Below are 6,797 nucleotides of genomic sequence, written 5' to 3' on the forward strand. Positions count from 1 at the left end.
AAGAATTATGAATTGTATTATTCGACCACTTGCGTTAACAGATGAGCCATTTCTTTGGGAAATGTTGTACCAGGCATTGTACGTCCCTGAAGGTCAGTTTGTGGACAATCATCCATCTCATTGAGCGTTTCGGCAAAGAATCCAGCAGTAAAGCTTTACAGTCGCTTTGGGTTTGAGGTCGTAAGCGAAACCGATGAGTCGCTTGTAATGAAACGAGATTACAGACAGCCAACATAAGGCTAAAAATTGGTCTAAGCGGGCAGTGATAGTGATACAATAACTTTATGCAGTTTGAGTGGAACGAAAGCAAGGCAGCACGTAATTTATTGAAACATGGGGTTTCATTTGAGGAAGCAAAAACAGTTTTTGACGATCCTCTCTACGTTGACTTCTACGATCCAGACCATTCTGAAGACGAGGAGCGTTACCTTATCGTTGGGCAGTCAAGCCGAGGACGATTGTTGATTGTGTCGTACACCGAAAGGGGTGATTCAATACGCCTCATTAGCGCAAGAGAAGTGACACGAACCGAGCGAGAAGCCTATGAAGAAGGATAAGTCAGACATGGAAGATGATTTGCGGGCAGAATATGATTTGAAGAGCCTCCAAGTCAGAAGATTAGGCTCTGGAAGAAAAAGCTTTGGTGGAACTAATGTACGGTTAGAACCTGATGTCGCAGAGATGTTTCCTAGTGCTGATGCGGTTAATGAGGCGCTACGATTCCTGATTAGAGTGATGCAGGATAATCGGGCGATCGCTCCAACGGCACAAGCTAACAATTCAAATGCAGCGGACGATTGATAGCCACTGGTGCTGAGTTCAAGGTTATCTGCCGCCGCTGATTTGGGGCGGTAGACAGAAAAACTCTTCAACATCGTAAAAATCCAAATATGGAAAGTTAACAATTGCTGTTGCTCCCCATAATACTAGTCAGAATTGTTCTAATTGCGGTGAAAAAGTGCAAAAGTCTCTATCAACTAGAACCCATATTTGTAATTATTGTGGATACATAGAAGATCGGGATATTAATGCAGCAATTAATATTTTGCACAAGGGATTAAGTACGGTGGGGCACACCGGATCTTATAAGCTTGGGGAGATAGAACCACTGGTCGGATTGGAGAAATCCTGTTCGGTTAAGTTGTATCCGTGAACCAAGAATCCCCCGCATTCTATGGGTGGGGAGTGTCAATTACAGCAACGGTGGCGATCGCCTAAGCCGTATAGCTTGTAGGTTGGGTTAGACACGAAAAAAAATTTGTTTATAACGCCTAATTTATAATTATCGTGTCGTAACCCAACGTTTTATGAAACAAGTAAAAAACCCAGCTTTAAAAAAAACTGGGTTCCTTGTATATTACGAATAATTTGGGAAAGTTATTTTAGAAAATTTATTCTAAACCTTCGCTTGTTCTCTAACCAATTTATCCCAACCCAAATCTTTCAAACTGTTATTCCGACGCAAAGGACGAGTTACTAATTCTAAAATGTCCCGTGCATTAGTAAAACCGTGAATTTGAGCAAAGGTAAATTCTACCGACCATTTGGTATTTATTCCTCTTGCTTCCAAGGGGTTAGCGTGTGCCATTCCAGTAATTACCAAATCGGGTTTTAATGCATTAATTCGCTGAATTTGATTGTAATTATCGGGTTTTTCAACAATTGTGGGCAGAGGTACGTCCATTTCATGACAAGTCTTTTCTAAAAGTTGCAATTCAGCAGCTTGATAGCGCTTGTCCATGTAAGGAATACCGATTTCGGGAACTGTCATTCCACAGCGAATTAAAAACCGGGCTAAAGATATTTCCAGTAAATTATCGCCCATGAAAAACACCGACTTACCGCGAATCAACTTCACGTAGTCTTCTAAATTTTCCCAAATTTGTGCTTCTCGTTCCTCCAAACCTTGGGGAGTAATATCAAACACCGAGCAAATTTTTTCGATCCAAGCACGGGTTCCATCTGGGCCGATGGGAAATGGTGCGCCGATTAATTTACACTTACGTCGTCGCATTAAAGTTGTAGCGGTGCGGCTGAGAAAGGGGTTGACACCTGCGACATAATACCCTTCTTCAATTACTGGTAATTCTGTAAATCTTTTTTCAGGTAGCCAGCCAGAAACTTTAATACCTTGCCTTTTCAATTCTAAAGTCAACTGAGTGACAACGGGGTCAGGTAAGGAGCCAAAAAGAACTAAAGGTGGATGATCTGCATATTCCGCATCTTCTTGAGTGACAACTTCATTTTTCTTGCCAAAACTAAGCAGTTTTTGAATGCCGTTGCGTTCTTCTTTATTCTTTTCTACTACAGGTGCATTCTGGGGACAACGATTAGCCATTGCAGCTAAAACGGTATCTTCTCCTTGAGTGAAAGCGTAGTCCAAGCCATTTGCTCGCGCTACCACCACAGGAATGCCGATTTCAGCTTCTAATCTGGGGGCTAGACCCTCCAAGTCCATTTTGATAATTTCGGTGGTACAGGTGCCAATCCAGACGATTACACTGGGATTGCGATCGCGTTTTATTTGCAAGCACAATCTTTTGAGTTCTTCATAATCGTTGAGTTGTGCGGAAATATCACCTTCTTCCAACTCTGCCATTGCATAACGGGGTTCAGCGAAAATCATTACCCCCATTGCGTTTTGCAAAAAGTAACCGCAAGTTTTTGTCCCAATTACCAAAAAGAAACTATCTTCGATTTTTTGATATAACCACGCTACGCAGCTAATCGGGCAAAAAGTATGGTAATTACCTGTTTCACATTCAAAATTTAAAGTTTGTGGTTGTGCAACTGTCATTTTATTTGTTCTCCCCTTTATTTTCAGTTAAGAGTGAGGAGTGAGGAGTGAGGAGTGAGTAGTGAGGAGTGAGGAGTGAGGAGTCAAATTCATAACTCTTCTAACTCAAAACTCCCAACTCAAAACTCCCAACTCAAAACCCATAACCCCTAACTCCTAACTCCTAACTCCTAACTCCTAGCTGTTGGGGAAGAGACGGGCTATTTCCGAATCGTCAATAGATCCATCATTCATATCTTCCCCTAAAAATATCTCGTTATCTTTATTTGCGGATTCTTCACCCCAAACATCTGTTAACGCATCACCAAAGCCGGTGCTATCTCCATCTTTAAACTCGTCGAAGGAAATATCACCAAAAGCGTCTTCTTCCTCTATGCTGGAGTTTTGTTCGGGCTTGTCGAAAGAAGATTCTTCTTCTACAGAAATATCTCCCAATCCCTCAACTTGGATTTCATCCAATCCGCTTTCTTGGCTTTGAAAATTTGCTGAAAAATCTTGTCCACCCCAGGCTTCCTCTACTACTACCAAAGTTGCATCTTCAGAATCATCATTATCCTCAGAATCGTTGATTTGAGAAGCAATGCTAGGAAATTTGTCGGAATTTTGGTCTATTGAAAATTCTGCATCATCAGCTTGCTCCTCTTGCGATACTGGCTGCATAGACTGCTTTCCAAGGGCTGCATCTGGATCGAAATGCAAATCAAGTACTTCAACCAAAGTATCGGCATCTGCATTTAACTTGGAAAATGGCAACATTAATTGCGCTAACTTCGGTTCCAGGGCGTTTGCTACTCCCAGAATGAGGTATGAAGACGGACGTTTACCACCATCGGGTGTATAAACCGAGTCTACTTCCATATGTAATTTAATCCAGTCGCGATTCGAGGCGTAGAATTGCAACCACTTCTGCTTTAGAGAATCTGTGAAACTATAAAAGAAAGCCATGTTATCTCCTCCCTACCGAGAAATAAACTAATGATTTATACAATCATTAAGTCTAGTTGCTCTTCAGGATTAGTAACCTGTGGTTTATTCGGATTTAGATAAAAATCTGACAACAATGAAAATAATTCTCGGTCTGGAGCATCCTGTGGAACTACCCCCTCGGGACGTGCTAAAAGCTGGTCAGCAATACTGAGATAATAGTCGCAAACGAAGTTCAACGCCGGTTCTGTTTCTGCCATTTCAAACAAAGTCTTGCCTTTGACTCGGGAAACACGGATATCTTCAATCAAAGGTAAAACTTCTAAAACTGGCATCGGTACGGTTTCAATATATTTTTCGATTAAATCGCGTTTAGAGGTGCGATTACCAATCAAACCCGCCAGTCGTAATGGATGAGTCCGGGCTTTTTCTCTGACAGAAGCAGCAATACGGTTAGCAGCAAATAAAGCGTCAAAGCCATTGTCTGTAACAATCAAACAGTAATCAGCATAATTCAGCGGTGCTGCAAATCCACCACAAACTACGTCACCAAGAACGTCAAACAATATTACATCATACTCATCAAAAGCATTGAGTTCCTTGAGTAGTTTTACGGTTTCTCCAACTACATAACCACCACATCCTGCACCTGCTGGAGGTCCACCAGCTTCGACGCAATCTACTCCACCATAACCCTTGTAAATAACGTCTTCTGCCCAAATATCTTCGTAATGAAAATCTTTTTCTTGTAAGGTATCAATAATCGTCGGAATCAAAAATCCGGTCAAGGTGAAGGTACTATCATGTTTGGGATCGCAGCCAATTTGTAGAACTTTTTTACCGCGCTTAGCTAAGGCTACGGAAATATTACAACTGGTTGTGGATTTACCTATTCCGCCTTTACCGTAAACTGCTAATCTCACTTTTATTGCCTCTTATAGTTTCTTATCAAACTTTTGACTCAAACAATGTACCTTTTCCTCTGTCGGACAAAGACTTATAAATTTTGAGTCAATCGAATCTCGTTAATGTCCAAGTTACACCCAAAACTATAAAGCTTTGAGAATGTAATTGAGTTTATTGTTTAGTAATATAGTTCATTAGTTACTATTTAAAACATTATCCGTTGCAAAAGTCTACCAATGTTTAAATTAACTTAATAATACGTTTTATTTAATTATTTATATATAATTAGTTACAATAAACAAAAAATCTCAACTAAATCTCAAATATCTGATATATATGCCTTTCATCCCAAAAAAATCATTAATAAACAATTAATAAAGAAGATAAAACCAAGGCATAGCCTATTGTATGAGGGGCTTAGGTATACAAGTTTTTTTTTGGAAAATGGCGTAAACCTCAAAAAGTTAGCATTCAAATCCAGTTCAGCTTAATTACAGGTATTCAGCAATAATACTGAGTATTTTTTGATGTTGTATTATTACCGTGAGTATAATTATTTAAAATCTTTAAATAGGTTGTGTAAGCTTGACTTAGGAAAAAAAATACCGCTGCGTACCTAAGTAAAAACTCGGTTACTTTACGAAAAAAATTTAATTAAAAACTCTATCCAGATACTGCTTGATTGCTTGACGGAATTTTAGCAAAAAAATCTAACTCAAACTCTTACACAACAATGATTTAGCTATTATTAGCTTAAATTCAGAAATGTTAAAAATAATCACATTTATCAAATGGAGTAGTTTTTGAAAAAATTTACCATTTAAATTAATTTCAAGCTAATGATAGCTGCTGTAATTTAGACATAAATATAAAAAAAAGCTTAACTTTTAAGCTTTTTGTGAAGATTTAATATTTTAACAAGCCTTATTGATGACAATTAAATTTATCTCGATCAACAAGCACTCTCATTCTTGATTTGCGCCATTTCCTGTAAAGATTGCCAACCTGGTTGCCAAGTTGAACGGTCTTGTAATAATTTAGCATTCATCCAAAAACGAACCTCGGAATCGCAAGAAGCGACCATTTCTGCATATACCCATTTGCCTTGGTTTTTACGGTTGATGACTTGAAAGTGTCTCCAGCCATCAATTTTTTGTTGGGATGTCCACTTAGAACCCAACAAATAAGGAAATTTTGGTTTTTTAGGCATTATTCTGAAATTACAACGCGATAGCAACGAGCTTGCACTAGTAGTCCTTTTCATTAATTATGCGGGGGTGTAGAGACGCGAAATTTCGCGTCTCTACATGGTTTCGGGGATAAATGAACCTGTCAGAATAAATGAAAAAGACCACTAGTAGTCTATTTGATTAAATTTGGTGGGTAATTCGTAATTTGTAGCCTGCCCCGGAGGGGCATACCGAAAAGCTCGCTAGCCATCAGCGAGCGAGACGCTCGCACTACAAATATTTAACCCATCAGAACTAATGCAATCGACTCTAGTACTCCACCACATAAGTTATGAGGGGTTTGTTCGTCTAACGACGTGCTGTAGAGACGTTATACATAAGGTCTCTAGACAATTTTGGGAAAAACTAACCATTCATAATTAATGTGGTCAAGTACTAGGCGATCGCAAAAAAATCGCTGAATTTAGGTAAGTATCTTTTAACAGTTATCAGTTAAATAAAACGGCGAAACACCTTACTATAGCAAGTACGTACTGTTTACTGTTCACTGATTTAATAAATGACCACCATGTTTAAAGCGCTTGCATAACAACTGGTCATTTTCCTTAATGCATAAAGAGAATAATTTGACATGACTCCAACAAGTGCTAATAATATTACTTATTTTCAAGGATTTTCGAGAAAGACGATGCTGTACAACAGCATTAGGGCAAAGAATTTCTAAAACACCAGTTCCATCCTCACGATTAATTATACGGAAAAGACAATCTTGCAGCATAGCGCGATCGCTGCTAGTAAAAAAATTTTTGAAGCGTTGCAATAATTCTGTATCAGTCATATCCCGAATCGGCTTTCTCGGAGGTAACTCATCATCGATAAAGTTAAATTCTTCGTCTTCAAAGTTGTAAGATTCAGTCATTAAGCTTATTTTAAATTCAACCTGAAGTTATGGTAACTCGTCGGGGGGATGGGGAGATGCC

General features: G+C 39.0%; 8 protein-coding genes. 3 read left to right on the forward strand and 5 right to left on the reverse strand.

Features of this window, described 5'->3' with window-relative positions; all coding sequences use genetic code 11:
• Positions 1 to 284: 284 nt before the first annotated feature.
• The 3 genes from IQ247_RS21450 to IQ247_RS21460 all read left to right on the forward strand — a co-directional run bounded on the left by IQ247_RS21450 (position 285) and on the right by IQ247_RS21460 (position 1,153).
• Entirely contained in the window at positions 285 to 557 is a 273-nt protein-coding gene (locus IQ247_RS21450; RefSeq protein WP_193923177.1) for a BrnT family toxin, read from the forward strand.
• Positions 544 to 801 carry a hypothetical protein gene (locus IQ247_RS21455; RefSeq protein WP_193923179.1) on the forward strand — a complete coding sequence of 86 codons (258 nt, stop codon included), beginning with the start codon at positions 544 to 546 and terminating at the stop codon, positions 799 to 801. The genes IQ247_RS21450 and IQ247_RS21455 overlap by 14 nt, the downstream gene beginning before the upstream one ends.
• A gap of 103 nt (positions 802 to 904) precedes the next feature.
• Positions 905 to 1,153, forward strand: a complete 249-nt coding sequence (locus IQ247_RS21460; RefSeq protein WP_322745548.1) for a zinc ribbon domain-containing protein — start codon at positions 905 to 907, stop codon at positions 1,151 to 1,153.
• A 243-nt stretch (positions 1,154 to 1,396) separates the two neighbouring features.
• Here IQ247_RS21460 and IQ247_RS21465 read toward each other — a convergent pair whose 3' ends face one another.
• The 5 genes from IQ247_RS21465 to IQ247_RS21485 all read right to left on the reverse strand — a co-directional run bounded on the left by IQ247_RS21465 (position 1,397) and on the right by IQ247_RS21485 (position 6,736).
• Positions 1,397 to 2,797, reverse strand: coding sequence for a ferredoxin:protochlorophyllide reductase (ATP-dependent) subunit N (locus IQ247_RS21465; RefSeq protein ID WP_193923181.1), 1,401 nt, complete (start codon positions 2,795 to 2,797; stop codon positions 1,397 to 1,399).
• A 177-nt stretch (positions 2,798 to 2,974) separates the two neighbouring features.
• The gene (locus IQ247_RS21470; protein WP_193923182.1) at positions 2,975 to 3,742 is read right to left on the reverse strand and encodes a DUF5331 domain-containing protein; all 768 of its coding nucleotides are present in this window, start codon (positions 3,740 to 3,742) and stop codon (positions 2,975 to 2,977) included.
• Positions 3,743 to 3,777: 35 nt separating this feature from the next.
• The gene (bchL, locus tag IQ247_RS21475) at positions 3,778 to 4,644 is read right to left on the reverse strand and encodes a ferredoxin:protochlorophyllide reductase (ATP-dependent) iron-sulfur ATP-binding protein (RefSeq protein ID WP_193923183.1); all 867 of its coding nucleotides are present in this window, start codon (positions 4,642 to 4,644) and stop codon (positions 3,778 to 3,780) included.
• A 935-nt stretch (positions 4,645 to 5,579) separates the two neighbouring features.
• Entirely contained in the window at positions 5,580 to 5,837 is a 258-nt protein-coding gene (locus IQ247_RS21480) for a TIGR02450 family Trp-rich protein (protein ID WP_193923184.1), read from the reverse strand.
• 524 nt (positions 5,838 to 6,361) lie between these two features.
• Positions 6,362 to 6,736, reverse strand: a complete 375-nt coding sequence (locus tag IQ247_RS21485) for a hypothetical protein (protein WP_193923186.1) — start codon at positions 6,734 to 6,736, stop codon at positions 6,362 to 6,364.
• Positions 6,737 to 6,797: the final 61 nt, after the last annotated feature.

It is taken from the genome of Plectonema cf. radiosum LEGE 06105 (assembly GCF_015207665.1).
Classification (GTDB): Bacteria; Cyanobacteriota; Cyanobacteriia; order Cyanobacteriales; family Nostocaceae; genus Rivularia; species Rivularia radiosa_A.